Raw genomic sequence first — 26595 nt, 5'->3', positions numbered from 1 at the left:
GGGCGGTGTTCGTCCGGGAATCGCGCTGTCCTGTCTGAAGCGTCCCGAAGGGCCATGAGGCCGTGCGTACCGAACTGCACCGTCATCACACCGACTCGCTGAACGCCGTCCGCAACCTGGGCATCCTCGCCCACGTCGACGCCGGCAAGACCACCATCACCGAGCGGATCCTGTACCTCACCGGCGCCACCTACAAACGCGGCGAGGTACACGACGGCACGACCATCACCGACTTCGACCCCCAGGAGCGCGACCGTGGGATCACCATCTTCGCCGCGGCCGTGAGCTGCTCCTGGGACGGCCATCGGATCAATCTGATCGACACACCGGGACACGTCGACTTCTCCGACGAGGTCGAGCGCTCGCTGCGGGTGCTCGACGGCGCGATCGCGGTGTTCGACGGCGTCGCGGGCGTCGAACCGCAGAGCGAGTCGGTATGGCGGCAGGCCGACCGGTACGGGGTGCCGCGCATCGCCTTCGTCAACAAGCTGGACCGCGCCGGTGCCGACCTCGACACGGCGGTCGAGTCGATCCGCGAGCGGTTGCGCGTGGTCCCGCTGGTGGTCCACCTGCCGATCGGGCGGGAGGACGGCTTCACCGGGGTCGTCGATCTGCTGAGCATGCGGGTGCTGGCCTGGCCCGGCAGTGGCGACCCGGTCGAGGAGGGCCCGATTCCGGACGGCCTGCGGGAAGAGGCGCACCGGCGCCGCCGACTGCTCGAGGAGGCGGTGGCCGAGCTGCATCCGTTCGCGTTGGAGGAGTTCTGCGCGGAGTCGGCGATCTCCGAACGGACTCTCGCCGCCGCGCTGCGCGACCTGACCCGTACCGGTGAGGGGGTGGTGGTGTTGTGCGGATCGGCGTACCGCAACCGCGGCATCGAACCGCTCCTCGACGCCGCCGTGGCCTACCTGCCCTCGCCGCTGGACGTACCGGCGGTACGCGGCACGCATGACGGCGCGGAGCAGGAGCGTGCCGCCGACCCGGCGGCGCCGTTCGCCGCGCTGGTGTTCAAGGTGCAGTCGACCGCCACCGGGCGGCTGACGTACCTGCGGGTGTACTCGGGAACGATGCGGAGAGGAGACGCGGTGCTGGACACCGGCGCGGGGCGCACCGAGCGGATCGGCCGGATCCTGCGGGTGCAGGCCGACCGGCACACCGAGGTGGACCAGGCGGCGGCCGGGGACATCGTCGCGGTGGTCGGGCTGAAGACGGCCCGCACCGGCGCCACCCTGTGCGCGCCCGCGGCGCCGCTGCTCCTCGAACCGCCGACCGTGGCCGATCCGGTGGTCTCGGTGGCGGTCGAGGCCCGTAGAAGCACCGAGACGGACCGGTTGACGTCGGCGTTGGCCCGGCTGGTGGAGGAGGACCCTTCGCTGGTGGTACGCACCGACCCCGAAACCGGCCAGACGGTGCTGTCGGGGCTGGGCGAGCTGCATCTGGAGGTCGCGGCGGAGAAGATCCGGCGCGCCCACGGGCTGGAGGTCGCCATCGGCCGGCCTCAGGTGGCTCACCGGGAGACGGTCGAGCGCGGAGTTTCCGGGTTCCTGTACCGCCACGTCAAGCAGGACGGCGGGGCGGGGCAGTTCGCGCACGTCGTCCTCGATGTGGATCCGCTGGACGTCTCCGACGGCGTGGAGTTCCACTCGACCGTCGTCGGCGGACGGGTGCCGCGCGAGTACATCCGGGCGGTGGAGGCCGGCTGCCGGGACGCCCTGGCCGACGGACCGCTCGGCGGCCATCCGGTGACCGGCCTGCGGATCACCCTGACGGACGGAGCCACCCATCCCAAGGACTCCTCGGAGATGGCGTTCCGTACGGCCGGCCGGCTCGGGCTGCGCGAGGCACTGCGCGCCAGCCTCCTGGTGTTGCTGGAGCCGGTGGTCGAGGTCACGGCCACGGTGCCGGACGACGCCGCCGGCGGGGTGCTCGGCGACCTGGCGGCCCGGCGCGGCCGGATCTCGGGCTCGACCGCGCGGGCGGGCACTGTGGTGATCACCGCGACCGTGCCGCTGGCCGAGGTGTTCGGGTACGCGACCCGGCTGCGCAGCCGGACGCAGGGCCGGGGCACCTTCACCACCCGGGCCGCCGGCTACGCCCCGGCCCCGAGGCCGTCCCGGTAGACGACGGCGCTCCGGCTCCCGGGGCCGCCACCGGTAACGTCCACCGCTCCGAGGCCGTCCCGGTAGACGATGGCCCCGTCCGTACTCGGACGGGGCCATCCGGACCTACGTTCCCGGGCGGAAGCGGCGCGGCGGGGTGTGGATGTCGAAGCTCAACCGCGCCTGAGCCAGAACCGAGTGCGGCGCGGCGTCCGGCGTGATCAGCCCGAGCCGTTCGAAGACCGGAAAGCGCGCGGAGCCGGCGACGAGATACCGGGGACGCATCGGCGGATGCCAGATGCTGTGGACACCCACCCGCCCGTCGCGCCGCCGGTACCAGCCCTGGGTCGGATGGGTGAGCCGTTCCAGCCAGTCCGGCTCGTCCGTGAACCCGGCCAGCCGGGTGAGGGGCTCGGCCAGCTCGACCGCCTCGCAGCGGGCGTCCCCGGCCACCAGCCGCCAGCGGGCCGGGTCGGCGTCCCAGTCCGCCTCGATGCGGATGCGATCGCGACGCCACGGCATGCCCCACAGATGCTGCGGGATCGCGACGACCGGGTGATCCAGGCTGGTGCCGAAGAACCAGACGCCCGCCTTGCCGTACGCGGTGACGTAGGCACGGTAGTTGATCTGCCCGCAGTCGATCCCCACCGACGGGAGGAACCGGAAGTGGAAGTCCCGGTCCCGGAAGGCGACGGCGGAGACCAGGGCTCCGGGACCGTCGTTCATCCTCATCGGGACGAACCCCTCGGGCAGGTGCCGGGCGAGCGCGTCGGCGTCCACCCGGTAGCTGACGATCGCGAAATCCTCCAGCTCCGTCCGCGCGTGGAACCAGCGCGGCCGCGGCCGGGGCGTACCGACGAAGCTCATGCCCAAAGGCTAACCACGCCTCAGTCACGCGCCCCGATCAGCTCGACCGGCCGCCGGCCGAGGACGAGGCGGCCGGGCAACGCCGTGGCCAGCAGGGCGAGGCCGGTCGCGGCGGCGATCACCGCGAGGTAGGTGAGCAGTGGGATGTGCGGCACGATCGACCCGGTCATCCCCAGGCTGAACGCCGACAGCGTGACCAGCGCGATCACCGTCCCGATGGTCACCGCGACCACGACCGCCGCCAGGGTCTCCAGCCTCAGCATCCGCAGCACCTGCCGCCGTGTGGTGCCGACCAGGCGTAGCAGGGCGAGTTCCCGCGACCTCGACGAGGTGGACATGGCGATGGTGTTGACCACGGCGATCGCCGTGAACGCGATGATCAGCCCCATCGCCACGTAGTTCACCTCGCTGTTGGCCCCGCCGACCGAGGACGAGGCGGCCCGGTCCAGTACGCCGACCCCCGGCACGGCCCGTTCCAGATCCGCCCGCGTCACCGAGGGGGCCGCGACCAGCACGGTCCCGAGCGGGTCGTCCACGTGCCCGGCCACCAGCGCGTGGGAGAGCGTGAGTTCGCCGAAGCCCAGCCCGCGCGAGTAGATCGCGACGACGCGCAGCTCGGCGGGGGTGCCGTCACCCAGTGTCAGGCTGATCTTCCCGCCCGCCGAGACGCCGAGCCGCTCGGCCGCCGTCCGGCTGACCGCCACGGACCCGTCGTCGAGGTCGTCGAGCGAACCGGAGACCACGCCCAGGTCCATGGTCCGGCCGAGCCCGTCGGCGGTCACGGCCTGCGCGCCGTACTTGTCCAGGCCCACCCGTACGGAGGTACGCAGCACTTCGGTGACCGCCTCGACACCCGGAAGCCGCCGCACGGCCGCCGCCGTGCCGGAGGGGACGTGCGGGCCGAGGACGTGCTCCGCTCTGGTGCCCGCCGTCGCCTGCTCCTGGGCCGCGTACCCCATGGTCGTCTGTACGAACAGGATCGTGCAGGTCATCGCCACCATCAGGCTGAGCGGCGTGACGACCGAGCTCAGCCGCTTGGACGTGGCCCGCAGACCGGCGGCGGCCAGGTATCCGCTCGTCCGGGCCGCGCGCAGCGGCACCCCGAGCAGGGCGGTCGCCACCTGCGCGAGCACCGGGCCGAGCAGGGCCACGGCGACCGTCCACACCAGCGCGGTGAGCAGGGTGACCGGGCTGGAGGCCGCCTCGCTCGACAGGGCCGACAGCACCAGCGTCAGCGCGACGCCGCCCGCGGTGCACAGCAGCCCGGCGATCATCCTGCCCCGGGGGATGCGTGCCGTCGGCAGCTCCGCCTCGCCGAGTGCCTCCACCGGGCGGATCCGCACGGCATGCCGAGCCGAGAGGTACGCCGCTGCCCAGGCCGCCACCACGGCCGCGCCCAGCGCGGCGAGCAGCGGAAACGGACTGACCACCAGCCGCAGGTTGTCCGGCATCGCGCCCAGCGCGACGAACCTGGACCGCAACCAGAATCCCAGCCCGACCCCGGCCGCCGAGCCAAGGGTCCCGGCCACCACGCCGACCAGCAACGCCTCGCCACCGAGCATCCCGCGTACCTGGCGGGGAGTGGCGGCGACGGCCCTGAGCAGGGCGATCTCCCGCTGGCGCTGCTGGATGGAGAGCGCGAACGTGCCGACCACGACGAGGATCGCCACCAGCAGCGAGGTCCCGCCGAGCGCGCCGCCCAGGCTGATCAGCTTCACCCGCGACTGCTCGGCGTCCAGGAACTCCACGGCCCCGCGCTCGTCCCCGGTGTAGGCGAGCGCGCCCTTGACCACCCCGGACACGTCCCCGGTGTAGGCGAGCGCGCCCTTGACCACCTCGGACACGTCCACCTGGGGAAAGACGCCGATCGCGGCCACCTGCCCCGGCCGTCCCGCCAGGCGCCGCGCCTCGGCGGTGGCGAAGAACAGCGTGTCCTGGCTCGGCAGGTCCTGGACGGTGACACCGGTGACCAGGTAGGTCCTGTCCCCGGCCGCCGTCCGCACGGGCACGCGCGCGCCCACCGACAGCCCTGAGGCGGCCTCGACGACCACCTCTCCCGCCGCCCTGGGCTCACGTCCTGTGCGCACCGTGTACGGAGTGAGCGCCGCCGACTCCCAGCCGTGCCCCTGGAACCGGCGGCCCGCGACGTAGGCGGGGAAGGTCACCTCGGCGACCACCCGCGACACCCCGGGCATCCGGCGCAACCGGTCGGCCAGGGACGCGGGCACCCAGGCCCGCTCCGACAGCTGCTTGGCCTTGGTCTTGGTCTTCGTCTCGGACTCGCGGACCGTCTGGCGGGCGTACTGGTCCCCGCTGACGATCACCGGAGCGCCCGCGTAGCGTTCGGGCGCCACGCTGCCACGCAGTCCCGTCTCCAGCAGCATGCCGCAGGCGCAGACCAGCGCGGCGGCGCAGAACAGGGCGACGAACGCCCCGGCGAAGGCGGCCTTGCGGTGTCGGAGCGTCTTCAGGGCCACAAAGATCATGGAGGTCAACGCACCCACGCTCCCAGCCTGGTCATCCGCTCGGCGACCTGCTCCGAGGTGGGCGCCGCGACGGAGTCCACGATCCGGCCGTCGGCCAGGAACAGCACCGCGTCGGCGTATGAGGCGGCCACCGGGTCGTGGGTGACCATCACCACCGTCTGTCCGGTTACGTTCACGATCTCCCGCAGCAGCGTCAGCACGTCACGGGCGGTCATCGTGTCCAGCGCGCCGGTCGGCTCGTCACCGAACACGACCTCCGGCCGGGTGACCAGCGCCCTGGCGATGGCCACCCGCTGCTGCTGGCCACCGGACAGCTGCGCGGGCCGGTGGCCCGTCCGCCCCGTCAGGCCCACCTTGGACACGACCTCGTCGAGCCATGCCCGGTCCACCCGTACGCCCGCCAGGCGCAGCGGCAGCGTGATGTTCTCGATCACGGTGAGCGCCGAGACCAGGTTGAACGCCTGGAACACGAAGCCGATCCGCTGCCTGCGCAGCTCGGTCAGCGCGGTCTCGTCCATCCCGGCCAGTTCGGTGCCGCCGAGCCGTACCGAACCCGAGGACGGCACGTCCAATCCCGCCGCGCAGTGCAGGAAGGTGCTCTTGCCCGAGCCCGAAGGGCCCATGACCGCGGTGAAACTCCCGCGTGGGATGCCTATCGACACCTCGCGCAGGGCCGCGACCGCGCCCTGCCCCTTGCCGTACACCTTGCTCACCGCGTCCAAGCGCAGCACGTCTGTCATGGCTCCCAGCCTGCTGACCAGGCACGGAGCGGACCAGAGACACGGTCACGCCTGCACCATGACCTCATCATGATCCGGACACTGGTAGACATATCCCTGTGATTCACGTGCTGCTGGCCGAGGACCAGCACGTCATCAGGGGCGCCCTGGTCGCGCTGCTCAGCCTCGAACCGGACCTGGAGATCGTGGCGGCGGTCGAGTCGGGCGACGCCGCCGTACCGTCGGCCCTGGTCCACCGGCCGGATGTCGCGGTGCTCGACATCGACATGCCCGGCACGCTCGACGGCCTGGCCGCCGCGGCCGAAATACGCGCGAAGCTGCCGTCGTGCCGCACGCTCATGCTGACCGGGCACGGCAAGCCGGGGCACCTGCGGCGGGCGCTCGGGGCGCAGGTGGACGGGTTCCTGTTGAAGACCGCGCCGCCCGAGGACCTGGTCGCGGCGATCCGCGACGTCGCGGCGGGCAAGCGGGTGCTCGACCCCTCGCTGGCGGTCACCGCCTGGGACCTGGCCGACAACCCGCTGACGTCGCGAGAGGCCGACGTGCTGCGGCTGGCGGCGGGCGGCGCCGACGCGGCCGAGATAGCGGCCAAGCTCTTTCTCGGCGCGGGCACGGTACGCAACTACCTGACCGCCATCGTCGCCAAGCTCAATGCCCGAAACCGTACGGACGCCGTCCGCATCGCCACCGAGGCGGGCTGGATCTAACCGACCAGGTGCATGGAGGTCGGCGCCTGGGCCGTCAGCTCGAACCAGCCGTCCTCGCGAGCCGTGCCGAGCCGCCCGTCCAGGGCCGCCAGGCGGGTGGTCAGGTTGCCGATCCCGGCCGAACCGGGCCGCCCCTCCGACGAGCGCACGCCGTCATTGCGTACGCGGAGCCGTACCACGCCTTCCTCCACCACCGTCGTGATCGCACAATGCCGGGCCGAGCTGTGCCTGAGCACGTTGGTCACCGCTTCCCGGAGCACGGTGCCCAGGACGTTCTCCACTTCGGCGGACAGCTGCGCGTGCGCGAGGCCGAGCTCCACCTGGATGCCCGCGGCGGCCAGCACCGACCGTGCCGACTCGGCCTCGGCGGCCAGCGACAGCGCCGGCCGCTCACCGGAGATGACCCGCAGATCTCCCTCCGCCTTCTCGGCCATCGCCAGTACGTCCGCCAACTCGGTCCGGGCCCGCGCGGGGTCCAGGCGCCTGGCGAGTTCGCACTTGAGCAGGATCGCGGCCAGGCTGTGGCCGAGCAGGTCGTGCAGGTCGCGCGCGGCGCGCAGGCGCTCCTCGACCACGGCGGCGCGGGCCAGCGCCTGCCTGGCCTCCTGCAGCTCCCGTACCAGCTGAGCGAGCTTGAGCAGCCCGTACACGACCAAGCCGGTCACGAGCGTGCTCGCGGTGAAGTTGACCGTCAGCGGGACCGGCAGGCCGAGCAGCACCGCGCTCACCGCGACGCTCGCCATCACGCACCCGACCAGCGGCCAGGCCACGCTCCACGGGAACGCGAGCAGGATCGGACCGGCGAGGAACCCGGCCGCGCCCAGCCAGGCCCGCCCGAACACCGGAATCGGCAGGTAGACCAGCAGCGCCAGCAACGCGAGCGCGAGCATGTGCCGCCCGTTGATCGAACGGAGCTGCATGACGACGATCACCGCGAGACAGGCCGCGGCGGGCACCATCAGGCTCGCGGGGACGAACAGCAGCGCCTTGATCGAGAACCCGACCACCACCGCGGCGAGCAGCGCGACCGACAGCCGGTAGGCGCCCGGGTCCTCGGCCGCCTCCGCCTGTGCCGGCCCCTCGGGCAGCACGGCGTCCACGGTCAGCCGGCCCTCGGCGGACAGGCCCGTGGTCAGGCTGCCGCCCGCCGCACCCAGCTGCCGGGTCAGGTCGGCCAGGCTCTCGTCCTCGGCGGTGCGGGCGCCGTCGTGGGTGACGCGCAGGCGTACCGTCCCGTCGGTGGTGGTGGTCTCGATCACGCAGGTCGTGGCCGTGTTCTGGCGTACGGCCTCGGTCACCACCTCGCGCAGCACCGCCGCGAGCAGCGCGCCCGCGGGGCCGAGCGGCTCGGAGTGCCCGACCCGCGTCTCGGTCTCGATCGCCGCGGCCGTCAGCATCGCGCGGGCGGTCGTCATCTCGGGCGCGAGTGACGTGGCGCGGTAGCCCGCGGCGGCGTTCCTGGCGTCGGCCAGGGAGCGGCGGGCGGTGGCGACGACCTCGCCAAGCGTCTCCGCGGCGCGTTCCGGGCGGTCCAGGGCGGACCGTACGCCTGCGGCGATCGCCGCGAGCCCTCTGCCGAGGCCGTCGCTCAGCCCGGTGGCGATACGCAACCGCTCCTCGGCCGCCGCCGCCAACGCCAGCGCGAGCCGGGCGGCGTACATCTCGTCCACCCGATCGGTGAGCCGGGTGAGGCCGTAGATCACCAGGGCGACCAGCACCATGCTGATCGCGGGATCCGCCGGACCGACGACGGCGGCGCTGACCGCCACCAGAGGGGCCAACGGCCATGCCGGGGTCAGCAGCAGCGATCCGCCCAGGAAGCCGAGGATCCCGACGGAGGTGCCGAAGCCGAGCGTGGCCGCGTAACCGACCGCCGCCTGTACGACCAGCAGCCACGGCCCCCTGAACCGCCGCAGGGAGCGCAGTACGTAGACCAGCTGCAGCCCGAACGCCACGATCGCGAGTGGGGACCCCGCCAGCACATAGACGGACGCGAACCCGGCGAGCACCACGATCACGATCCCCCGCGCCAGGCGCGGCTCCGGAACCTGCGACAACTCACTCCCCCGTGTCAGATCGGGGGCAAGCCTACGGGTTGTCCGTTTCGTGAGGAGGTCATGGGTCGTCGGTGACGCGGTCTCTGGTTCGAAGTTCGGCGGCTCGGCAGAGTCGTTGACGCAAGCCGAACGATCACTGAAGAGGACCCCTGATGCGAAACCTTGCCAGACTGTCCGCCGCCGGAGCGGCCACCGCCATCCTTGCCACCGCCCTCGCGACCCCCGCGCAGGCGGCGACCGTCTCGTGGAGTGCCTGCCCCACCGGGCCCGGTGTCGACGCGCGACAGGAATGCGCCACGCTGAAGGTTCCCCTGGACTATCAGGCGCCCGGCGGGCCGACGATCTCGCTGGCGGTGTCGCGGATCAGGACCGCCAAGCCCGCGTCGCGTCGTGGCGTGCTGCTGATCATCCCTGGCGGGCCGGGCAGCCCGGGCCTGAACCGGCCCAGCGTCCAGGTCAAGCGGCTGCCGCAGGACGTGCTCGACCGCTTCGACGTCATCGGGTTCGACCCGCGCGGCGTGGGCCAGAGCTCCCCTGTCTCCTGCGGGATGGCGACCGGTGATCTCTCGTTCACCAAGCTCAAGCCGTACCCCGACGCCGACGGCGGCATCGCGGAGAACGCCGCCTGGTCGCGCAGGATCGCCGAGGCCTGCGCCCGCAACGGCGGGCCGCTCATCCGGCACATCAGCACCCGTAACGAGGCCAGGGACATCGACGCCATCCGCCGGGCGCTGGGCGAGAAGAAGATCTCCTACTGGGGTGTCTCCTATGGCACCTACGCGGGGGCCGTCTACGCCACCATGTTCCCCGAGCGCACCGACCGGGTCGTCCTGGACAGCAACGACGATCCCGATCCGAGCCGGGTGGCGCGGCAGTGGCTGGCCAACTACTCCATCGGTGTGGAGGACCGCTTCCCCGACTTCGCCGCCTGGGCCGCGGCCCGTGACGCCGACTACGGCCTCGGTACGGACGCGGCGGCGGTCCGGCGCACGTTCCTGGAGCTCGCGGCCGAGCTGGACCGCGAGCCCTTGCCGTGGCCGGGCGCCAACCCCGAGGAGCTCAACGGCAACCTCCTCCGGGAGACCATGCTCAACGCCCTCTACTCGGACGCGAACTTCCCGATGCTGGCCGGACTCATGCGGGCCGCCCTGACCACCGGCGAACTGCCCCCGGCGAACACGCCGCCGGCGGCCGTCCTGCAGAACACCGCCGCCCACGCCGGCGCCACCATGTGCAACGACGTCGAGTGGACGGACTCGGTCGCCACGTTCCAGCGGCAGGTGGCGCGTGACCGGATCGCCCACCCGCTCACGGCGGGCATGCCGGTCAACATGGGGCCGTGCGCGTACTGGCCGGTCAAGCCCGCGGAGTCACCCGTACGGGTCGGCTCACGTGGCCCGGCCAACGTGCTGCTCATCCAGAACCTGCGTGACCCGGCCACGCCGTACAGCGGCGCGCTGAAGATGCGGCAGGCGTTCGGACAGCGGGCCCGCATGGTCAGCGTCGACTCCGGCGGCCACGGCGCCTACCTCGCCAACGGCAACGCCTGCGGCGACCAGACCGTCACCGGCTTCCTCACCACCGGCCGGCTGCCGAACCGCGACAAGGCCTGCTGACCGGCCTCGCTCCGTACGGTTACCTAGGCCATCGCCGGAGAAAAAAATCATTAGCTGATATGCGCAGGTCGCAGAGGTAACCGAGTGACCGAAAACCCGCCAGGAACGCCTAAATGGGGCGCACCTTAATGAATGACGAGCTAGCGTGACAAAGGTCAACACCTCTCGTCACGCTGGTCGGCGTGCTTCACTCCGGCCACGTCAGACACGAAAGCGATCTGGCTTGAACATCAAGAAGCTCGCACCCGCCCTCATGGCCACCGCCGTCGCGACCGCGCTGCTGAGCGCCCCGGCCGTCGCCACCGCGGACGTCGCGGCCACGCACAAGAAGTCCGCCAAATGCGCGTCGCCCAGTGGATCGAAGATCAATATCTCCTGGGGTGACGGCAACGTCTCCACCACGGTCTACTTCAACAACCACTGCAACCAGAAGCGCGCCATCAATCTCCAGTTCGTCCAGGAGAACGGCAAGATCTTCGACAAGTGCATCACGGTCAACCCCAAGACCAAGGGCAAGAAGAAGATCGGTTACAGCATGCCCAACAAGGTGACGTTGCCCAAGAGCTGCTAGGCAGCCCAATGCGCGCTGTCGCCCCTTTTAAGGGCGGTGGCGCGCCGACGACGTTATCGAAGAAGGGGCGGCCGATAAACCCAGAACGTGGCGAGGCGATCCACGGGACACACCGCGCACGGCGCGTCATCCGCTCTTGACAGCGCGTGTATGGTTCCGTAAGTGCTTGATCAGCATTCGCGACAAAGGTGATTCGCATGTCATATCCCTCCCATGACCGCCATGATCGCCACCCGGGGTCGGCCCGGCCGAGAGTCAATCCGGCGCGAGTGTGGGGAGGCGGCGTGGCCGCCGCCGTGGTGGCCGCACTGATCGTGGTCGTCGGAGCCATGATCAGCAACCGGCTTCTGGGCATCCGTGCGCTCACTCCGTACGGGAACTCCGCTTACGGCAGCACGGCGATCACGGGATACGCGATCTCGGCCGCCACGGCGGCGCTCGTCGCGACGCTCCTGCTCTATGTCCTCATGCTGTCGACGCCGGAGCCGACCAAGTTCTTCGGCTGGATCGCCGGGCTCTTCACCGTGATCATCACGATCCTGCCGTTCATGTACTCCGTCGACCTCATCAGGCAGATCGCCACGGCCGCCATCAACCTCGTCGTCGGCATCGCCATCTTCTCGCTCCTGGCCTCGATCGGGCGCACGGCCATAGAGTTCGAGCACGTATCGGACCCCGACCCGTACCCGTACGAGCAGCCCCGTGGGTATGAGCCGCAAGGATACGAGCCGCGCGGATACGACCAGCGGGGATACGACCAGCGGGGATACGACCAGCGGGGACCTGAGCCCCGAGACCACGAGCCCAGGGGACACGGGCAGCGCAGTTACGAGCGCCCTCGCGCGTACGAACAGCGCGAATACGAGCGCCGAAGCCGCGACCCGTACAACTGATCGGCTTTTGTCAGCCCGTACTCTTTTCCGGTGATTTGGTATCACCTCTCGGAGCTGACCGGGCATGCTTAAGGGCAGACGCGAGGACCAGGCGGTCATCGACGGCCTGCTGGAGAGCGCGCGAGCGGGGCGCAGCGGCGCTCTCGTGATCTACGGTGATCCGGGCATCGGCAAGAGCGCCCTGCTGGGAAGCTCCGCCGAACGGGCCACCGATCTGCGGGTGCTCCGCAGTGTCGGGGTGGAGACCGAGGCCGAGCTCCCGTTCGCGGCGCTGCACCAGTTGCTGCGGCCGGAGCTGGCTCGCGCGGAGGCGCTGCCCGAGCGACAGGCGCTCGCGCTGAAAGGCGCGCTCGGCCTCGGTGCGGCCACAGGCGAGGACCGTTTCCTCATCGGACTCGCGACACTGTCCCTGTTGTCGGAGATCGCCGAGGACGGCCCGCTGCTCTGCCTGGTGGACGACGCGCACTGGCTGGACCGGGCCTCCGCTGACGCGCTGGTCTTCGCGGCCAGGCGGCTCGACGCCGAGGGGGTCGTCCTGCTCTTCGCCGCGCGTGACGGGTTCAACGCGCAGGGCCTGCCGGAGCGCCGGCTCGGCCCGCTCGACGCGGAGTCGGCGGCCGAGCTGCTGACAGAACGCGACCCGCACCTGGCGGAGGGCCTCAGAAGCCGGGTCCTGACCGAGAGCTGCGGCAACCCGCTCGCGTTGATCGAGCTGCCGCGCACCGCCGACCCGTTCACTCCGATGCCGCTGCCGCGCCGGATCCAGGAGGCGTACGCGATCCGTATCGCGCGACTGCCGGCCGGAGCCCAGCTGATGATCCTGCTGGCCGCCGTCGAGGACACCGGCGACCTGGGCACCGTACTCCGGGCGGCCGAACGGCTCGGGATCGGCGCCGGGTCACTCGGTACGGCCGAGCAGGCCGGCTTCCTCACGACCGGCGGCGGCCGCACCTTCGCCGACGGTGGCGGCGTCACGTTCGCGCATCCGCTCATGCGGGCCGCCGCCGTCCATTCGGCCCCCTTCGACCAGCGGCTGGTCGCGCACCGCGCGCTGGCCGACGTACTGGACGAGCAGGACGACAGGCGGGCCTGGCACCTGGCCGCGGTCGCCCTGGGGCCCGACGAGCAGGTGGCCGACGCGCTGGAACGCGCCGCGGAACGGGCCAGGACACGGCACGGCCACGCGGCGGCGGCGGCCGCGCTCGAACGCGCCGCCGAACTCACCACCGACCCGGGATCGCTGGCCAGACGGCTGACGGAGGCGGCCGTGGCCGCCGCGGACGCGGGGTTGCCCGACCGAGCCCAGGCACTGGCGGAACGGGCCGCCCGCCTCGTCGAAGACCCGCGCTCCATCGCCAGGCTCGCCGGGCTCCGCGCCAGGGTCGCCTTCGAACGCGGCTCCGTCCACACCGCCCACGACATTCTGCTCGCCGGCGCGAGCCGGGTCGCCGAGCTGGACCCGGTCGCCGCCGGTCTCATGCTCGTCGACGCGGGGCGCAACGCCTGGCAGCTCAGCGACCCGCGGCGGGTCGAGGAGGCCGCCGTACGGCTCCGCCGCCTGCCGCTGCGCGAGGAGGACGGCCTGGACACCGCCGTGGACGCGGTCGAGGCGGCCGCCGAGTCGCTCGGCCACGGCCCGGCCAGAGCGCTGCCCGGCATGCGCCCGCTGGTGCTCGACGCGCGCGGTATCGAACGCGGCTCCTACGGTCTGCGGGTCAACGGCGCGTTCGTGGCTGGGCTGGTGGGCGAGTTCGAGGCGCAGCGGGAGATCTCGGCGGCGCTGGTCGAGGAGTGCGCTGCGCTCGGCATGACCGGCTGGCTGCCGATCGCGCACGTGACGCTGGCCGCGTCCGCGGTCTATCTCGGCCGGTTCACCGACGCCAAGGCCGATGCCGCGGAGGGTCTGCGGATCGCCAGGGACTTCGGCCAGCCGCACCGGACCGGCTACCTGGAGGGCATGCTGGCCTGGATCGCCGCCGTCGAGGGCGACGACGCCAGGTGCGCGGAGCTGGCCGCGCGCTGTGCCGAGCATTTCGCCGCGACCGGCATCGCCAACGGCGTGGCCTGGTCGGAGTGGGCCCAGGCGATGCTCGATCTGAGCCGTGGCCGCCACACGCAGGCGCTGGACCGGCTGGAGTCCGCCCTCGCCGGACCGGTACGCCACCAGATCCAGGCCGTCTACTTCGCCGCCGACCAGGTCGAGGCGGCCGTACGCGCGGGACTGCCGGACCGGGCGAAGGAGCCGCTCGAACGGCTGGCGGAATGGGCCGGCGCCGCCCGGCTCGACTGGGCCGACGCGGTGCTGGCCCGCTGCCGCGCGCTCGTCGAGCCGGGCGACGAGCTTTTCTCCGCCGCGCTGAAGCCACACAGCCGGCCCTTGGAACAGGCCAGGACCGAACTGGTGTACGGCGAATGGCTCCGCCGCGAGCGGCGCAAGCGCGACGCGCGGACCAAACTGCGTGCCGCGCTGGAGACGTTCCAGCGGCTCGGCGCCGCCCCGTGGGCCGAGCGGGCCGCGGCCGAACTCCGTGCCGCCGGGGAGATCATCGCCGCTCCCGCCGCCTTCGACAAGCTGGCCGACCTGTCGCCGCAGGAGCTGCAGATCGTCCGCCTGGCCATGACGGGCCTGACGAACCGGGAGATCGGCGCCAGGCTCTTCGTCAGCCCCAAGACCGTCAGCTACCACCTTTACCGGGCCTTCCCCAAGCTCGGCGTCTCCTCCCGGGTGGAGCTGGCCAGGCTGGACCTAGGCGCGACGTAGCGCGGGCGCCACGGCGGCGGCGACCGCGAGCGCCACGCACCCCGCGATCACCGCGCCGACCGCCGGCCAGGGCACACTGATCGCGATCGGCCCGGCGATCTGCACCAGCGAGCTCCAGAGTCCGCCCAGGCTGATCGCCGCGACGGCGGCGGCCAGCACCACGCCGATGGCCACGACCAGGAGCGCCTCGCCGGCGACGTACCTCACCACCTGAGCGCGGGTCGCGCCGAGCAGTCGCAGCGACGCCCGCTCCGCCGTCCGGTCGGAAGCCGCCATCAGCAGGATGTTGACCAGTGAGATCGCGGTGTAGGCGAGGATGATGCCGAGCACCACCAGAAGCCCGAGGCGGCTGGCCGAGCCGCGCCGGTCGCCCGTCTCGCTCACCCAGGCGTCCTTGGTGAGCGCCCGCGCGTTGTGCCCCTGCGTGGACCGCCGCAGCGCGGACTCCACCTCCCGTGCCGAGGCTCCTGGCCGCAGCTTCACATAGGCCGTGGTCACCGGCGCGGAGAAGGCGTGTGCCGTGGTGACGTAGGAGTCGGACGGCGCGTTCGGGGCGAGCAGCGCGACCACCTTGAGCGAGATCTCGCTGCCGTCGGCCCGCCACAGCTTCGCGCTCTCGCCGAGTTCGAGTTCCCACGTCTCCGAGACCGCGATGGTCCGGTCGTTCAGCTGAGCCAGGGAGCCCTTGGTCACCGGGATGTCGAGCACGCTCCCGAGCCGGGCCGGGTCCACGGCCTCGGTAGGCCGCTGGATCAGCGCGGTCTTGCCCTCAAGGGTGTACATGCTGGTCGGGGCCGTGGTCGCGATCTCCACATCGCGGATGGCCCGCAGGCGCTCGACGAGTTGCCGATCCAGTCCTACGGATCCTTCGGGGAGCACCAGATAGTCGGCCCGTACGGGCGCCGCCTGCGTCGCGGTCTTGGCCGCCTCGGTCATCGCGGCCGCGCCGAGCAGCGCGGCGGCCAGTCCCACCGCCACCAGGACCGGTGCCGCCGTCGCCGCGGTCCGCCTGACGGAGGTGGCCGCGGCGGCGGGCACCAAGGTGGCGCCCACGCCGCGAAGGCGGCTCAGCGGTACGGCGAGCAGCCTGGCGACCGGTCGCACGACGACCGGGGCGAGCAGGCCGACGCCCGCCACGAGCAGCATCAAGATCGGCATGAACGACTTGTTGTTGGTGGCGCCCTGCGGATCGCTCACGGCGTTCACCACCATGCTGATCAGCGCGGCGGTGAACAGCCCCGCTCCGACGAGCAGGCGCCCCCAGGTCATCACCCGAGGCTCGATCGCGGCCTCGCGCATGGCCTCCGCCGGGTGCACCCGACCGGCCCGCCTGGCCGCGACGCTCACGCCGGCCAGCGCGACCACCACGCTCACGACGAAGGCCGTGACCGCCGGCCAGGTCTGCCTGCTCGGCACCAGCCAGGCGGGCGCCATCCCGAGGCCGACCAGCCAATCCAGAATCGGCCCCGCGGCGTACGGCCCGGCCAGCGCCCCCAGCGCGGAGGCGGCCACGGCGACGAATCCGGCCTCTCCGTACACCATGCGCCGCACCTGACGGCGGGTCGCGCCGACGGTCCGCAACAGCGCGAACTCGCGCCGCCGCTGCGCCACCGCGAACGCGAACGTCGACGACACCACGAAGACGGCGATGAACACGGCGAATCCCGCGGCGATGCCGACGATCGTGTTGGCGTTGTCGCGGGCCCGCTCGTCGCCCTCGCGGTTGGGGTCCATCAGCGCCCGCTCCTGCCCGGTGAGCACGGGTACGCCGCTCGGCCTCGTCCACAGGGCGAGCGCGTCGATGCGCGGAGACAGCCTGGCGGCCTGATCGTCGGTGAAGAACACGGTGGGCGGGCCGTCCGTCACACCCACCACGGTGTACGGCTTCGTCCCCGACCGCGTGATCACGCTGACTTTGTCGCCTACCCGGGCTCCCGTGCTCACCACGATTTCCCGCGCCGTTCGCGGCGCCCGGCCTTCGACCAGCCGCTGCGGCGCCGTACGGGACGCCGACCAGGGCCGGCCCACCGCGTCCCCGCCCAACTTGCCCTGTCCGCTCGCGACCTGCGCGGGGAAGATCCGGTCGAGGACCGCGCCGGGAAAGCGGGCCGCCAGCTCGGCCGTCAGGCCGTGTCTCTCCGCCAGCGGCCGGCTCTGCTCTCCCTGCCAGGTCTCCACGCGCAGCCGCTCGTCGGGCACGACCACGTACGGCGTGGCGGCGTAACGCTGCGGGGCGCGGTCGGGAGAGTCCACAGTGGTGGCCAGCACCTGACCCATCGCGGCGATCAGGGCGGCGCCGAGCGCGAGCGCGAGGAAAGTGCCGACGAAGGAGACCAGGCGCGTGCGCAGGGTGTGCCACGCGATGTTCAGCACGACTCCTCCAGCATCAACATGCGGCCCGAGACGGCCTCGGCCGTGGGGTCGAGCAGCTGACCGCAGATCCGGCCGTCCGCGAGGAACAGGACCCGGTCCGCGTACGCCGCCGCGGCCGGGTCGTGGGTGACCATCACGATCGTCTGCGCGTGCCGGTCCACCAGCGAGCGCAGCAGCCTCAGCACGTCCCGGCTGGTGTTGGTGTCCAGCGCGCCGGTCGGCTCGTCGCCGAAGAGCACGGCGGGCCTGGCGACCAGCGCCCTGGCGATGGCCACGCGCTGCTGCTGGCCGCCGGACAGCTCGGCGGGACGGTGCCCGGCCCGCTCCGCCAGACCGACCGCGTCCAGGCTCTGCCGTACCAGCTCACGGTCCACCCTGCGGCCCGCCAGCTTCAGCGGCAGCGCCACGTTCTGCTCCGCGGTCAGGGAGGGCAGCAGGTTGAACGACTGGAACACGAATCCGACGCGGTCGCGACGCAGCAAGGTCAGCTTCCGCTCCGTCAGCTGGGTCAGGTCCCTGCCGTCCACCATGATCCGCCCCGACGTGGGCTTGTCCAGGCCGGCCGCACACTGCAACAACGTGGACTTGCCCGATCCGGACGGCCCCATCACGGCGGTGAAGGTGCCCCGGCCGAACCCGACGCTCACGTTGTCGAGCGCGGTGACGCCGTGCGCGTAGTGCTTCGTGACCGCCGTCAGCTCAACCGCGGAGTCCAAGGCTTCCATGAGTTTCACGATCAGAACGCTAGGGACGCCGGCCCGCCCGCGGTATCGGACAAGTGACTAGGACCGCCATGCGTTCATTTTGATCACCCATGAGTTCGTCTGGAGCCGGCGGAGGGCACCAAGTCGGAGCGGACAAACCAACTAAAGAAGGATGTTCAATGACAAAAGCGATCATCCCCATCATTTTCGCCCTTGCGATAGCCGTCATGTCGCCTACGGCCGCCGGCGCGCTCACCCGCCTGGAGCCGAACGAACAGGACCGGACCTTCCTCCGGCATGCGCACCAAGGCAACCTGGCCGAGATCCAGGCCGGACAGGCCGCCCAGGACATGGGCGCCAGCCAAGCGGTCCGGGAGCTGGGCGCCAAACTGATCAGCGATCACACGAAGATGGACGACGACGTGACCCGGGTCGCCAAGCAGGTAGGGGTGGACCTGCCCACCAAGCCGAGCACCGCCCAGCGCCGCCAGCTCGGGGAGGTGGCCGGCAAGAACGGCGAAGCATTCGACCGGGCATGGCTGGCCGCGCAGATCGCCGGACACCGCCAGAGCCTCGCCAACGGCGCCAAGGAACTGCGGAAGGGATCCTCGCCGGAAGTGAAGCAGCTCGCCACCGATGCCAAGCCCATCGTCCAGACGCACCTGGACCTCCTGCTGGCCGCCAAAGACGGCACCTGAAGCTGTAGGCCTGACGCGTCAAAGGTCCAGGATGACGTCCTCACGTGGCCGGGAGCAGCAGATGAGCGCGTCGCCTTCGGCGGGCGCGTCGAGCGGCTGGGGCGAGTAGTCGACGCTTCCGGCCAGCAGGCCGCTCTCACAGTTGTGGCAGACGCCGGTACGGCATGACCAGCGGGTGGGCACGTCACAGGCTTCGGCGAGCTCCAGCAGGCTCGCGTACACGGTGCTCCAGTTCACCGTCAGCCCGCTGCGCGCGAAGGAGACCGCGGGCCCGTCGCCCGGCGGACCCGCGGGTGGGTGCACGGGGGTCACGGCAGCGCCGGTGACACCGGGCGTCAGAGACGGACCGGCGCCGAAGATCTCCGTACGGACATGGGAGGGAGCGAGCGCGGAGGCGGCGAGCGCGACCGGCAGGTCCCGCATGAGCGCGGGAGGGCCGCACACGTACGTGTCGGCGCCGCGGGGCAGGCCGAGGCCGCAGAGCAGGTCGAGGGAGAGCCGGCCTTTGGAGTGGTAGTCGACGCCCTGCCGGTCGCCGGGGGCCGGGCGGCTGTAGCAGACGTGCCGGTGCGCGTTCGCCAGCCGGTCGAGCAGATCGCGGCTCTCGTCGGCGAAGGGGTGCTCGGTGCCGTCGCGAGCGCCGTACAGCCACCACACCTCACGGGGGGATCGCTCGGCGGCGAGCGCGTACAGCATGGCCATGACGGGGGTGGCACCGATACCCGCAGAGATGAGGGCAACGGGACCGTCACCGGGCACGAGCGTGAAGGCACCGCGCGGGGCCGCGCACTCGAGAACGTCTCCGGTACGCAGATGGGCACGCAGGTATCCACTGGCCACCCCGTGCGGCTCCTGCTTGATGCTGAGGCGATACTCCCCGCCGCCCGGAGGGCCGGACAGCGAGTAACTGCGGATCAGCGACGGCCCGCCGCCCTCGGATGGCACCCGAACGGTGAGGAACTGCCCCGGCAGCGCGGCAGGATGCGGGCCGCCGTCGGGCGCGGCCAGCGTCACGGAGAACACGCTGGTGCTCTCCGCCTCGATCCGCTTCACCCGGAGCGGCCGGAACCCCGTCCAGGCCGGCGGCGGAGAGACGGCGGGGGCCAGCCCCGCGTTGCCACCGGTCGCGCCGGAGGCGTCCTGGTCGAGCAGCGCCTGCAACGACGTTCTCCAGCCAGGACTGAGAGCGGGAATGCGCAGCGCCCGCGCGAGCTGCGGCCGGGAGTGGCCCGGCAGGTACAGCAGCGCGTCGATGTCGGCGACCGTCATCTCCTCGGGGCCGGAGGCGACCTTGACGAGCTCCTGCCCCGCCTCCACCTTGCCCTCGACGAGGACCTTCAGGTAGAAACCCGGCCGCCGGTGGGACACCAGCAACGCGGCCATCTGGGGCTCCCCCATCCGCAGCCCCACCCGGTAGCAGGTGACCCGCGGCTGGGTGACCTCGAACAGCGCCTCGCCCACCTCGAACCGGTCTCCGATGCGGACCTCGTCGTCCGGCAGTCCGTCGACGGTGAAGTTCTCCCCGAACTGCCCGTAGGCGAAGTCGTCGCGGCCCAGGTACTCCTGCCAGTGGCGGTAGGAGTCGAGCTGGTAGACCAGGACGGCGCGATACTCACCGCCGTGCCCGGCCAGATCCCCCTGACCGTCCCCCTCGACGTTGAGCCGCCGCACCATCCGCGGGCCGGTGACGGCGTACTTCCACACACCGGTGTGCACCGTCTTGCCCTGCCAGGCGATGTCCTGCGGAAGGCCGACGTTGACCGATACCAGCCGCGCCATGCGCCCCTCCTCGCGTCAGCGTCTGAGTCCGCGTACGGGGTACGGAGCCGGACTACCGAACATACAGAACGAATAGCAACAAAACGGTCAGGTGCTGTTCGCCGGAAAACGGAGGGCGGTGCATTGCCTACCCTTAAATTATTAGTTAACTTTCCTGTATGAAGTCGCGCCCCCTAGCCGCGCTCACATTGGCTGCGGCCACCCTCATCACCGCATTCAGCCTCGCTTCGCCCGCACAGGCCGAAATACCCGGCTATGTCAAGCAGGGCACCTACGGCTGGCCCGACCAATGCGCCGGGATCGGCTACAACGGCCAGACCAACCACACCTGGCGCCTGTACTACTGCGAGACCGTCATCCCGACCAACTGGAACGCGCCCGGCCTTTACTACCTGTGGGTGCAGTACTAACCACAGCGAATACGAGCGCAACCGCAAGCTGCTCACAGAGGAGGCCAGCGCGGCCGTCCGCGGCGTCCACGCCTACGAGGCAGGCGCCCAGGTACTGGTCACCGAGGCCCACGCGCGTTTCCGCAATCTTCTCCCCGAGCTGCTGGACCGGCGTGCCGAGTTACTGCGTGGCGCGCCCAAACCCGGCGGAATGATGGCCGGACTGGCGGACAGTATCGACGCGGTGCTGTTCATCGGCTATCACGGCAAGGCGGGCACGCCCCGCTCGGTCATGGCTCACACCGTCTCTGGCGGAGTGATCGCCGACGTGCGCTGTAATGGCCGCTCGCTTGGCGAGATCGGCTTGAACACCGCGCTCGCCGCGCACAGCGGCGTACCGCCGGTGCTGGTGAGCGGCGACGACACCGTGGCGGCAGAGGCGGCCGACGTTGCCCCGGGCATCCACTCAGTGGTGGTCAAGCACGCGCTGGGCGCCCGCGCCGCCGCGCTGCTGCATCCCGACGAGGCATGCGACCGGATCGAACAGGCGATACCTGAGGCATTGGCCGGCCGCGGGGCCGTCCGTCCGCTGCGCTTCGACGGCCCCGTGCGGTTGGAAGTACAGGTACATCGGCCGCGGATGACCGAGTACGCGCTGCTGGTGCCCGGAATGGAACTCGAAGACGGCCGCACGCTGCGCTACGCGGCACCGGACTTCCCGACCGCGTACCAGGTCATTGAACTCATCGCCACGCTCGGCGCCATCTGATCCCGATCCGAACCGATGCACCTACCGGTGGACGGCGCGGCGTGGGCGAAGCCCGCGCGCAAATCAAGCGCGGCGGGCAGGCAGCTCGGCCAACCCCTCACCGGCCACACCGATACGGTCTGGGAGGTCGCTGTGGGCACGGTGGACAACAAGGCCATCGCGGTCACCGGCAGCATGGACTACGCCGTGAAGGTATGGGACCTGACCGCGTTGTAGCCACAGACAAAAAACCGCCCCTTGCCTGCGAGGTTTTCACAGGTAAGAGACGGTTTGATGTGGTGGAGGTGGCGGGAATCGAACCCGCGTCCTTCAACCCCAAGACAGGGCTTCTCCGGGCGCAGCCTGCTGTGCTTTTCTCAGCCCCGGCAATCACGCAGGCGTGTCGCCGACGGGCTCAGCCACTGTTTGATTTCCCGCTCTCCCCCGTGGCCGGGTTGAGCGGTTGAGCCTTCTAGCGATGCCAGATCCCGGGCCGAAGGCACTCCCGGGCTGACAGTGGCTACGCTACTTAGGCAGCGAGGGCCAGGTTGCCCTGGCCGACCACAGTGCTCTTAGAATTGGCACTTGTTGTTTGCGGTCACAGTGTTAACGAGGTTATGTCCGCAGTCCTCGGCCCGCTTCACCTGACTTGCAAAGTCGAAGTCGAAGCCAGTCACCCCCATGTGCAGTTGTCAACACGGCCCCGAAGAGCCGAGCAACAAGACCTTACATCCCCCAACACCTGCGGCGTCAACTTGATTCCCCACACGACGAAGCCCCCGGAAACGCGTAGGCGTTTCCGGGGGCCGACCGGCAGGGTCGAGCCGGTCCGGACGGCAGGACTTCCCCCGAGATGAAGTCCTGAACTCGTCACGGCGACTGCACCCGCAACCCCCCGAGCGGGGCAGTCACTGAGTAAGACGCAGCCGGCCGCCCGAACGGTTGCCTAGAGTGACAAGAAATCACTTATCGTCGCGCAGGCCGGAGAAGAAGTCGCCCGCGACCGCCGCGGGATCGTAGTTCTTGGTCAGGACGGCTATGGCCACATCTCCCTGCCAGCCCACGAACCAGCCCATCCGCTTCTCCTGGTCGCCCGCGGCCGTCACGCCGTAGACCTGGCCGCGGCCGGCCTGGGCGGGCGAGCCGGTGGCGCCGGCCAGCATCATGGCGGTCAGCGCCGTGCGTACCTTGGGCTCGACGGCGACCGGTTGCGGCGGCTTGACCGAGACCGTCTCCGTCGAAGGGTCGGGCGTCTTGGGGTCGGTCACCAGGACCGGCGGGTGCCAGGTGCCCGAGGCGATCGCTCCCGCGACGAGGGCCATGCTGAGCGGGCTGACCTCGACGTTCTGGCCCACGATGGCCTTGGCCTTGTCGGCGTCGCCGACCCGCGCGGACGGCGAGCCGCTGAACGAGGCGGGCAGCGAGCCGCTGAACGACTTGAGCGGCAGCCGCCAGTCCTTGCCGATGCCGAGCGCCTCGGCACTCTTGGCCAGGGCCTTGGCGTCGACGCGCCGGGCGAGCGAGGCCAAGGCGGTGACACAGCCCTTGGCGAAGTTGTCCTTGAAGGTCGGCGAGGCGCCGGTGACCTGGCTCGCCGTCACGAAGTGCGCGCCGCCCACCGTGCGCTCGGTTGGGCAGGCGAGCTTCTGCTTGGTCTTCATCCCGGTTTTGAGCAGCGCGTCGGCGGCCACGATCGAGAAGGCGGTGCCCGCCGGGAACTTGCCGGCGAAGGCGTCCTTCTCCTGGTTGAGGCCCTTCGTGCTCACCGCCAGGATCTCGCCCGTCGACCGGTCGACCGCCACCAGCGCACTGGTCTCCGTCCGCGCCACGGCGGTTTCGGCGGCGTCCTGCTTGGCGCTGTCGATCGTGGTGTGTACGGGTACGTTCTTGCGGCCGGGCCAGTCCTTGAGCTGCGCGACCTCGTCGTCGGTCTTGAGGTCGAGGATGATCACCCTAGTCTGCGTGGATCCGGTGAGGTAGTCCTGATAGGCCCGCTGGAGCCCGCTCTGTCCGTAGGAGTCGCCCGCCCGCTGCGGGCCGCCGAGTTTCTGCTCGGTCTCCGGGGTCAGCGCGCTGACCTTGCCGACGATGTCCTTGGGGTCGTCGGGCGCGACAGGCTGCTTCTGCGGTCGGATGATGAGCTGCGGGATCTTTTCGAGCCTGTCCTTCAGATCGCGGTAGCGCCGCTCGCCGAAGTTGGCGAGCGGGACGAACTGCTTCGGCGGCGACGACCTGATGCGGCTCAGCAGCCGGTCCTGGGCGAACCCGGTGTACTCCGAGAGCAGCCCGACGACCTCCTCCGCCTGGTCACCGAGCTGCGACGGGGTGACGCCGGCCACGTAGAGGAACTGGGGGCTCTGCAGCGGCGTGTTGTTGCGGTCGACGACCGACTGGCGGGGGTTCGGGTCGGTGGAGACGGCGAACCGCTGGCCGTCCTTCAGCTGCGGGTGTAGCACGGAGGGCGACCAGCGCACCCTCCACTGGCCGTTCACCAGGTGCAGCGGAAGTGCGCCGTCATACCCCCAGAGGGGGTTGTTCTCCCCCAGGTCGACCTCGGCGTGGAAGTCGGCCCGCGTCTGGTCGCCGGCCCGGCTGATGCTTTTGATCTTGAATCGGAACGAGGCCGCGTCGAGTTCCGCCTTCACGTCCGAGAGCGCCTTGCGTACGGTCGCCCGGTCACCGTCGGTACGGCCGGCGGCCAGGTCGTAGTCCTCCGTCTGCCAGCCCACCAGGAAGTCCCGCACGGCATCGTGCGGGGACGACTCCTCGAAGCAGGCGGTCAGCGACATGCTCGCGACGGCCAGCGTGACGGTCGCGGCCAGGCCGCGGCGTACGCGGCCCAGACGTACGGGACGGCTCATCGGTTGCGTTGCCGCACTGCCCGGGCCATCTCGCGCTTGGCCTGCTGCTCCGCCAGCGTCTGCCGCTTGTCCCAGTCCTTCTTGCCGCGGGCGATGCCGATCTCGATCTTGGCCCGGCCGTCCTTGAAGTAGAGCGACAGCGGCACGATCGTCAGCCCGCCCTCCTTGGTCTTGGCGGCGAGCTTGTCGATCTCCTTGCGGTGGAGCAGGAGCTTGCGCTTGCGACGGGCGGCGTGGTTCGTCCACGTCCCCTGGGTGTATTCAGGGATGTGGACGTTCATCAACCACGCTTCGCCATCGTCGATGGAGGCGTAGCCGTCGCTGAGGGACGCCCGTCCCTCGCGCAACGACTTCACCTCGGTGCCCTGCAGCACGAGCCCCGCCTCGAAGGTGTCCTCGACGTGGTAGTCGTGCCGGGCACGCTTGTTCTGGGCGACGACCTTCCGCCCGGTCTCACGTGGCATGCTCCGACCTTACCGGCGATTCGTCAGACCCTGAGGTAGCGGCGGAGCGTGACGAAGGATGCCAGCACACAGATGAACACACCGATCACCATGGTCAGCGTGATCACCGAGGCCACCGAGTCCCAGCCGAGCTGACTGCCGAACGCGAAATAACGCGCGATCTCCTCGAACAGGAAGACCTTGGCGACGATCAGCATCACGGCGGCGATCACTCCGCCCATCAGCCCGGAGATCACGCCCTCCATGACGAAGGGCAGCTGGATATAGAGGTTGGACGCCCCCACCAGCCGCATGATCCCGGTTTCTCGACGGCGGTTGAAGGCAGACAGCCGGACGGTGTTGCCGATCAGCAACGCCGCCGCCAGCACAAGGACGATGGCCACCGCCAGCGCGCCGGATCTCAGCTTGTCGAGCAACCCGAAGAACTGGTTGACCAGGTCCTTCTGGTTCGTCACCTGCGAAATGCCGGCCTTGCCCTGGAGCGCCGCCACCACCGGCTGATAGTTGTTGGGGTCCTTCAGCTTGACGCGGAAGGACGTGGGCATGTCCTCGACCTTGGTCGCTTCGGCGAGCAGCTTGTTGGCCCCGGTGCCATAGGCCTTCTGGAAGTTGGCGTACGCCTGGGCCTGGTCCTCGTAGAGGACCTGCGCGACACCGGCCATGCCCTGGAGCTCGGCCTTCAGATCCTTGGTCTGCTGGGCGGTGACCTCCTTGCCCTTGCAGGTGGGCATCGGGGAGTTCTTGGGGCACAAGAAGACCGAGAGCTCGACTCTGTCGTACCAGAAGCCCTGCATCATCGTGACCTGGGCATTGATCATCAGGCCGACGCCCAGCATCGCCATGCCGACGGCCACGGTGATGACCACTGCGATCGTCATCGTGAGATTGCGACGGAGGCCGATCCAGACCTCGGAGAAGATGAAGTTCGCCCGCATGTTCTGTCTACTGCTCCCTGTCAGTACGCCTGGCCGTACACGCCACGCGACTGGTCGCGGACGATCTTGCCGTCCTCCAGCTCCACGACACGCTTGCGCATGGAGTCGACGATGGCCGCGTCGTGCGTGGCCATGACGACCGTAGTGCCGGTCCTGTTGATCCGGTCGAGCACCTTCATGATGCCGATGCTCGTCGCGGGGTCGATGTTGCCCGTCGGCTCGTCGGCCAGCAGGATCATGGGCCGGTTGACGAAGGCTCGGGCCATGGCGACGCGCTGCTGCTCGCCGCCTGACAGCTCGTCGGGCATCCGGTGGGCCTTGCCTTCCAGGCCGACCAGCTCGATGACCTCGGGCACCACCTTGCGGATGAACCGCCGCGGCTTACCGATGACCTCGAGCGCGAACGCCACATTCTCGTAGACGTTCTTGTTCGGGAGCAGCCTGAAGTCCTGGAACACGCAGCCGATGCGGCGGCGCAGGTGCGGCACCTTGAAGTTGGACAGGCGGGCCAGATCCTTGCCGGCGACGTGAATCGCCCCGGAGTTGGGCCGCTCCTCCTTCAGAACCAGACGCAGGAAGGTGGACTTGCCTGATCCCGAAGGACCGACGAGGAACACGAACTCGCCCTTGTCCACGTCAACGGAGACATGGTCGAGAGCGGGCCGGTTCTGGTTCGTGTAGACCTTGGTGACATTATCGAAATGGATCACGAGAGCATCACGGCATGCCAGTCTAGGGGTCAGGACGGAAGCGAGGGTGGCACATGCCCACTTCCCGCCACACGCCTATCGGGGACGGCTTTCTTTACTGATGATCGACGTTCCGATTGGCCAGAGCACAGTCTAGG

General features: G+C 70.5%; 21 protein-coding genes and 1 other RNA gene. 10 read left to right on the top strand and 12 right to left on the bottom strand.

All coding sequences use genetic code 11. The features are described 5' to 3' along the window. Window positions 1-62 precede the first annotated feature (62 nt). Window positions 63-2120 (top strand): elongation factor G, encoded by a 2058-nt coding sequence (gene fusA / locus AB0B61_RS45690; RefSeq protein WP_358446576.1) that lies wholly within the window; start codon window positions 63-65, stop codon window positions 2118-2120. Window positions 2121-2225: 105 nt separating this feature from the next. On the opposite strand, the gene AB0B61_RS45685 is transcribed toward fusA, so the two are convergent. Genes AB0B61_RS45685 through AB0B61_RS45675 form a run of 3 tightly spaced genes read right to left on the bottom strand, consistent with a single transcriptional unit; the run spans window position 2226 to window position 6192 of the window. Then, window positions 2226-2966 carry a DUF2071 domain-containing protein gene (locus AB0B61_RS45685; RefSeq protein WP_358446573.1) on the bottom strand — a complete coding sequence of 247 codons (741 nt, stop codon included), beginning with the start codon at window positions 2964-2966 and terminating at the stop codon, window positions 2226-2228. Window positions 2967-2986: 20 nt separating this feature from the next. After that, window positions 2987-5452 carry an FtsX-like permease family protein gene (locus AB0B61_RS45680; protein WP_358446570.1) on the bottom strand — a complete coding sequence of 822 codons (2466 nt, stop codon included), beginning with the start codon at window positions 5450-5452 and terminating at the stop codon, window positions 2987-2989. A 5-nt stretch (window positions 5453-5457) separates the two neighbouring features. Then, window positions 5458-6192, bottom strand: coding sequence for an ABC transporter ATP-binding protein (locus AB0B61_RS45675; RefSeq protein ID WP_358446568.1), 735 nt, complete (start codon window positions 6190-6192; stop codon window positions 5458-5460). A 98-nt stretch (window positions 6193-6290) separates the two neighbouring features. Here AB0B61_RS45675 and AB0B61_RS45670 point away from each other — a divergent pair, with 98 nt between their 5' ends. After that, entirely contained in the window at window positions 6291-6899 is a 609-nt protein-coding gene (locus AB0B61_RS45670; protein WP_358446566.1) for a response regulator transcription factor, read from the top strand. On the opposite strand, the gene AB0B61_RS45665 is transcribed toward AB0B61_RS45670, so the two are convergent. Further along, window positions 6896-8956 (bottom strand): histidine kinase, encoded by a 2061-nt coding sequence (locus AB0B61_RS45665; RefSeq protein WP_358446564.1) that lies wholly within the window; start codon window positions 8954-8956, stop codon window positions 6896-6898. The two genes, AB0B61_RS45670 and AB0B61_RS45665, sit on opposite strands and share 4 nt — an antisense overlap. Before the next feature lie 152 nt (window positions 8957-9108). Between AB0B61_RS45665 and AB0B61_RS45660 the strand changes: the two genes are divergently transcribed. The 4 genes from AB0B61_RS45660 to AB0B61_RS45645 all read left to right on the top strand — a co-directional run bounded on the left by AB0B61_RS45660 (window position 9109) and on the right by AB0B61_RS45645 (window position 14797). Next, entirely contained in the window at window positions 9109-10572 is a 1464-nt protein-coding gene (locus AB0B61_RS45660) for an alpha/beta hydrolase (RefSeq protein WP_358446562.1), read from the top strand. Window positions 10573-10795: 223 nt separating this feature from the next. Beyond that, the gene (locus AB0B61_RS45655) at window positions 10796-11143 is read left to right on the top strand and encodes a hypothetical protein (RefSeq protein ID WP_358446560.1); all 348 of its coding nucleotides are present in this window, start codon (window positions 10796-10798) and stop codon (window positions 11141-11143) included. A 197-nt stretch (window positions 11144-11340) separates the two neighbouring features. Then, window positions 11341-12036, top strand: coding sequence for a DUF6069 family protein (locus AB0B61_RS45650; protein WP_358446557.1), 696 nt, complete (start codon window positions 11341-11343; stop codon window positions 12034-12036). Between the two features lie 64 nt (window positions 12037-12100). Continuing rightward, window positions 12101-14797, top strand: coding sequence for a LuxR family transcriptional regulator (locus AB0B61_RS45645; RefSeq protein WP_358446555.1), 2697 nt, complete (start codon window positions 12101-12103; stop codon window positions 14795-14797). Here AB0B61_RS45645 and AB0B61_RS45640 read toward each other — a convergent pair. Both AB0B61_RS45640 and AB0B61_RS45635 read right to left on the bottom strand, forming a co-directional pair. Further along, the gene (locus AB0B61_RS45640) at window positions 14783-17170 is read right to left on the bottom strand and encodes an ABC transporter permease (RefSeq protein ID WP_358446552.1); all 2388 of its coding nucleotides are present in this window, start codon (window positions 17168-17170) and stop codon (window positions 14783-14785) included. The genes AB0B61_RS45645 and AB0B61_RS45640 overlap by 15 nt on opposite strands. Further along, window positions 17164-17895, bottom strand: coding sequence for an ABC transporter ATP-binding protein (locus AB0B61_RS45635; RefSeq protein WP_358446737.1), 732 nt, complete (start codon window positions 17893-17895; stop codon window positions 17164-17166). Before AB0B61_RS45635 ends, AB0B61_RS45640 begins: the two co-directional genes overlap by 7 nt. 158 nt (window positions 17896-18053) lie before the next feature. Between AB0B61_RS45635 and AB0B61_RS45630 the strand changes: the two genes are divergently transcribed. After that, a complete protein-coding gene (locus AB0B61_RS45630) occupies window positions 18054-18572 on the top strand; it encodes a DUF4142 domain-containing protein (RefSeq protein WP_358446549.1) in 519 nt (172 codons plus the stop codon). A gap of 18 nt (window positions 18573-18590) precedes the next feature. Here the strand turns inward: AB0B61_RS45630 and AB0B61_RS45625 are convergent, their stop codons facing one another. Further along, a complete protein-coding gene (locus AB0B61_RS45625; RefSeq protein WP_358446547.1) occupies window positions 18591-20351 on the bottom strand; it encodes an MOSC and FAD-binding oxidoreductase domain-containing protein in 1761 nt (586 codons plus the stop codon). A gap of 158 nt (window positions 20352-20509) precedes the next feature. Between AB0B61_RS45625 and AB0B61_RS45620 the strand changes: the two genes are divergently transcribed. The 3 genes from AB0B61_RS45620 to AB0B61_RS45610 are packed head-to-tail and all read left to right on the top strand — an operon-like array spanning window position 20510 to window position 21725. Beyond that, on the top strand, window positions 20510-20761 hold the full coding sequence (locus tag AB0B61_RS45620; RefSeq protein WP_358446742.1) for a hypothetical protein: 252 nt from the start codon (window positions 20510-20512) through the stop codon (window positions 20759-20761). 28 nt (window positions 20762-20789) lie between these two features. Beyond that, a complete protein-coding gene (locus tag AB0B61_RS45615) occupies window positions 20790-21509 on the top strand; it encodes a M55 family metallopeptidase (RefSeq protein ID WP_358446734.1) in 720 nt (239 codons plus the stop codon). A 15-nt stretch (window positions 21510-21524) separates the two neighbouring features. After that, window positions 21525-21725: a hypothetical protein gene (locus tag AB0B61_RS45610; RefSeq protein WP_358446544.1), complete on the top strand. Its 201-nt coding sequence runs from the start codon at window positions 21525-21527 to the stop codon at window positions 21723-21725. 60 nt (window positions 21726-21785) lie between these two features. Here the strand turns inward: AB0B61_RS45610 and ssrA are convergent. From ssrA to ftsE, 5 genes are all read right to left on the bottom strand, one after another. Then, window positions 21786-22169, bottom strand: a transfer-messenger RNA (tmRNA) gene (gene ssrA, locus AB0B61_RS45605). Window positions 22170-22450: 281 nt separating this feature from the next. Beyond that, window positions 22451-24349, bottom strand: a complete 1899-nt coding sequence (locus AB0B61_RS45600; RefSeq protein WP_358446542.1) for a penicillin-binding transpeptidase domain-containing protein — start codon at window positions 24347-24349, stop codon at window positions 22451-22453. Then, the gene (gene smpB / locus AB0B61_RS45595) at window positions 24346-24813 is read right to left on the bottom strand and encodes an SsrA-binding protein SmpB (RefSeq protein ID WP_358446539.1); all 468 of its coding nucleotides are present in this window, start codon (window positions 24811-24813) and stop codon (window positions 24346-24348) included. Before smpB ends, AB0B61_RS45600 begins: the two co-directional genes overlap by 4 nt. Window positions 24814-24836: 23 nt before the next feature. Continuing rightward, window positions 24837-25748 carry a permease-like cell division protein FtsX gene (gene ftsX, locus AB0B61_RS45590; protein WP_358446536.1) on the bottom strand — a complete coding sequence of 304 codons (912 nt, stop codon included), beginning with the start codon at window positions 25746-25748 and terminating at the stop codon, window positions 24837-24839. 20 nt (window positions 25749-25768) lie between these two features. Next, window positions 25769-26458 carry a cell division ATP-binding protein FtsE gene (ftsE, locus tag AB0B61_RS45585; RefSeq protein ID WP_049564761.1) on the bottom strand — a complete coding sequence of 230 codons (690 nt, stop codon included), beginning with the start codon at window positions 26456-26458 and terminating at the stop codon, window positions 25769-25771. Window positions 26459-26595: the final 137 nt, after the last annotated feature.

Source organism: Nonomuraea sp. NPDC049158, assembly GCF_040648335.1.
In the GTDB taxonomy this organism is placed as follows: Bacteria; Actinomycetota; Actinomycetes; order Streptosporangiales; family Streptosporangiaceae; genus Nonomuraea.
Note: the sequence above shows the minus strand (reverse complement) of the source record. Positions and strands in the feature narration are given on the sequence as shown.